Source organism: Actinoplanes sp. NPDC051633 (genome assembly GCF_040681735.1).
GTDB lineage: Bacteria > Actinomycetota > Actinomycetes > Mycobacteriales > Micromonosporaceae > Actinoplanes.
This window is the reverse complement of record NZ_JBFAZH010000926.1, coordinates 1-3,146: the sequence shown is the minus strand read 5'-3', so window position 1 is coordinate 3,146 and position 3,146 is coordinate 1. Positions and strand designations below refer to the sequence as shown.

Sequence of the window (3,146 nt, the reverse complement as noted above, 5' to 3'; positions counted from 1 at the left end):
ATCTGGGACACCGGCCGCGTCACCCACTGAGCCCCGGCAGGATCTTGCCGGTGATCTCCCGCAGGCGGGTCACGTCCTCGTCGTCCAGGTGGTCGAAGATCAGCCGGCGCACCTGGGCCACGTGACCGGGCGCGGCGGCCTCCAGCGTCGCGAATCCGGCGTCGGTGAGCTCCGCGATCTGGCCGCGCCGGTCACTCGGGCAGGCCTGCCGCCGCACCCAGCCCCGCTGCTCCAAGCTGGCCACCGCGTGGGAGAGCCGGCTGCTGGTGGCGCCGACCCGCCGGGCCAGGTCGGTCATCCGCATCGCCCGCCCCGGCTCCGCGCTCAGCATCGCGAGGATCTGGTAATACGCGTGCGGGACGCCGGCCTCGTCGCGCAGCTGCCGGTCCAGCGCGCTGGGCAGCAGCATCAGCACCTGGGTGAGGTTCATCCAGGCGTCCAGCTGATCGGTCGCCAGCCAGCGCGGCTCGGTGGTCACGCCGGCGCCACCTCGCGGGCCAGCACGTGCGCGTTCAGGTCACGGACCCGCCCGGCCAGAGCCGGCAGCTCGAGCACCTCGACGCCGTGGCGGCGCAGCGACTCGACGCCGTCGCAGTCGGCGAACAGCAACGGCTCCCGCAGCGCGAGCACCACACGGGTGATGCCGGCCGCGACGATCAGGTCGGTGCAGGTCCTCGGCCGCGACCGGCGCATCGTGCACGGCTCCAGCGAGGTGTAGAGCGTGGCCCCGCGGACATCCCTGCCGGCATCCCCGGCGATCTTGGCCAGGGCGGCCTCCTCTGCGTGCAGGAGCGGGTCACCCTCCCCGGTGAAACCGGTGGCCAGCAGGGTGCCGTCCGCGCCCACGACGACCGCGCCCACGGCGTAGCGGTCGGGGACCGGCGGGGCGGCGCGGGACACGTCGACGGCGGCGGCGAGCCAGTGCAGGTCGGACCTCATGCGGCCGGCATCCGGGTGCGCACCGGCGCCGTCACCTTGACCGTCATCTCGACCTCGCAGCCTGTTGATGTTCTACCGACAAGCCTCGGCCGAAAATTCTGAAACTTCAACAACTTCTGGGGTGGGCTGCGCCACTCGACTCGTCGCTGCTAATTATCGGATTGCTATTAACGGTAATCCGGTAATCACCGAACCGGACAAAACGCCGGTACACCATAATGACTGTTATGTTGTAGGCCACGCGGACGGGTAAAGTCGGCTTTGATGGAAACACCTCCGCGGGAGCTGCCGATCGTCACCGACCATCCGGCGCTCAACCTCGCCAACACGGTCGACGACCCGCTCGGCCCGGGCCGCCACGACCACATCGCGACGTACCCGGAACTCCTGCTCTGGGCCCGGCGCGCCGACCTGCTCCGCCCGGCCGACGCCGAGCACCTCCGAGCCTTGGGGGAGCAGCACCCTCGCCGCGCCGCGGCCGCCGTGCGGCGGGCAGCCGACCTGCGCGACGCGCTCAACGAGACGTTCGGCGCCTACGTCGACGGCACCGACCCCAACCCCGGCTGGTCACGGCTGCGCCGCCACGTCACCGAGGCCGTCGACCGGTCCCACCTCGGCGACACCGGCCCGGCCTGGGACCTGACCGAGCCGGTCGCCCCGCTGTGGCCGGTCGCCGCGGCGGCCCACGAGCTGCTCCTCGGCGACGAGATCGGCCGGCTCAAGCGGTGCGGATACTGCCCCTGGCTGTTCCTGGACCGGTCGAAGAACGGCAGCCGCCGCTGGTGCTCGATGGAGGACTGCGGCACCCAGGCCAAGATCGTCCGGTACGTGGCGAAGCGCCGGGCGGCCAAAGCAGGCTGAGCACGGCCGGCCTGCGAGACGGCGGTCGAATACCCGACCGTCGGGCATGCGAATCTTGGGTGTTCCGATCGACAAGGGGCTTGTACGGTGACGCCGTGTCCGAGGGAGAATTCCTGGCCGCGTACCCGCGATATGCGGGCACGCTGCGGCTGGATGAGCTCCGGGCGACCGAGTACGCGCACCTCGACCACGGCGGCGAGGTCTACCTCGACTACACCGGCGCCGGGGTCTACGCCCGCGCACAGCTGCTCGAGCACCAGCGGCGGCTGACCTCCCGCGCGTTCGGCAACCCGCACTCGCAAAACCCCGCGTCCGCCGCCTCCACCGAGCAGGTCGAGTCCGCCCGCCGCGCCGTGCTGCGCTTCCTCAACGCCGCACCCGACGAGTACGCCGTCATCTTCACCGCCAACGCCTCCGAGGCCTGCCGGCTGGTCGGCGAGGCGTACCCGTTCGGCCGGCGCCGCGACCTCGTGATGACCGTCGACAACCACAACTCGATCAACGGGATCCGCGAGTTCGCCCGCCGGGCCGGCGCCCGCCGCCGCTACGTACCGCTGGAAGGGCCGGACCTGCGGGTCACCGAGCCCGCCGTCACCCGGGCGCTGCGGCCGCGGCGCGGCTTGTTCGCCTTCCCCGCGCAGAGCAACTTCACCGGCGTCCAGCACCCGCTCGACTGGGTGCCGGCCGCGCAGCGAGCCGGGTACGACGTGCTCCTCGACGTCGCCGCCTACCTGCCGATCTACCCGCTGGACCTGAGCCGCGTGCACCCCGACTTCGTGCCGATCAGCTGGTACAAGGTGCTCGGCTACCCGACCGGCGTCGGCTGCCTGGTGGCCCGCTGGGAAGCGCTCGCCCGGCTGCGCAGGCCGTGGTTCGCCGGCGGCACGGTCGTGGTCGCCAGCGTCGCCACCGACTGGCACCGGCTCACCGGCGACGAGACCGCGTTCGAGGACGGCACCCCCAACTTCCTGCACATCCCCGACGTCGAGTTCGGGCTGGCCTGGCTGCAGGGTCTCGGGCGGGAGACGATCCGGGAGCGGGTACGCGCGCTGACCGGCTGGCTGCTCAGCCGCCTCGCCGAGTCGCGGCACACCAACGGGAACCCGATGTGCCGCGTGTACGGCCCGCCCGGCCCGGACGGCCGCGGCGGCACGGTGGCGTTCAACCTGCTCGACCCGGACGGCGCCGTGGTCGACGAACGACTGGTCGCCGCCGAGGCCACCAAGGCCGGCCTGTCGCTGCGTACCGGCTGCTTCTGCAACCCGGGCGCGGGGGGAGGCGCCGTGGGCCGCGCCCCCCCCCGGCGCCCCGCCGCGGGCCGCCCCCGGGGGCGCCGCCGCGCCGCG

The 3,146-nt window shown here is 72.8% G+C and carries 4 protein-coding genes; 2 read left to right on the top strand and 2 right to left on the bottom strand.

Translation table 11 applies throughout. From position 1 onward, the window contains the following. Nucleotides 1-19: 19 nt before the first annotated feature. Both AB0M20_RS34600 and AB0M20_RS34595 read right to left on the bottom strand, forming a co-directional pair. Nucleotides 20-478, bottom strand: a complete 459-nt coding sequence (locus AB0M20_RS34600) for a MarR family transcriptional regulator (protein WP_364304582.1) — start codon at nt 476-478, stop codon at nt 20-22. Further along, entirely contained in the window at nt 475-939 is a 465-nt protein-coding gene (locus tag AB0M20_RS34595; protein ID WP_364304580.1) for a deaminase, read from the bottom strand. The genes AB0M20_RS34600 and AB0M20_RS34595 overlap by 4 nt, the downstream gene beginning before the upstream one ends. Before the next feature lie 264 nt (nt 940-1,203). Here AB0M20_RS34595 and AB0M20_RS34590 point away from each other — a divergent pair, with 264 nt between their 5' ends. Next, nucleotides 1,204-1,800, top strand: coding sequence for a CGNR zinc finger domain-containing protein (locus AB0M20_RS34590; protein WP_364304578.1), 597 nt, complete (start codon nt 1,204-1,206; stop codon nt 1,798-1,800). A 95-nt stretch (nt 1,801-1,895) separates the two neighbouring features. After that, nucleotides 1,896-3,146, top strand: a 1,251-nt coding sequence (locus AB0M20_RS34585) for an aminotransferase class V-fold PLP-dependent enzyme (protein ID WP_364304576.1), incomplete at its 3' end; no start/stop codon positions are given.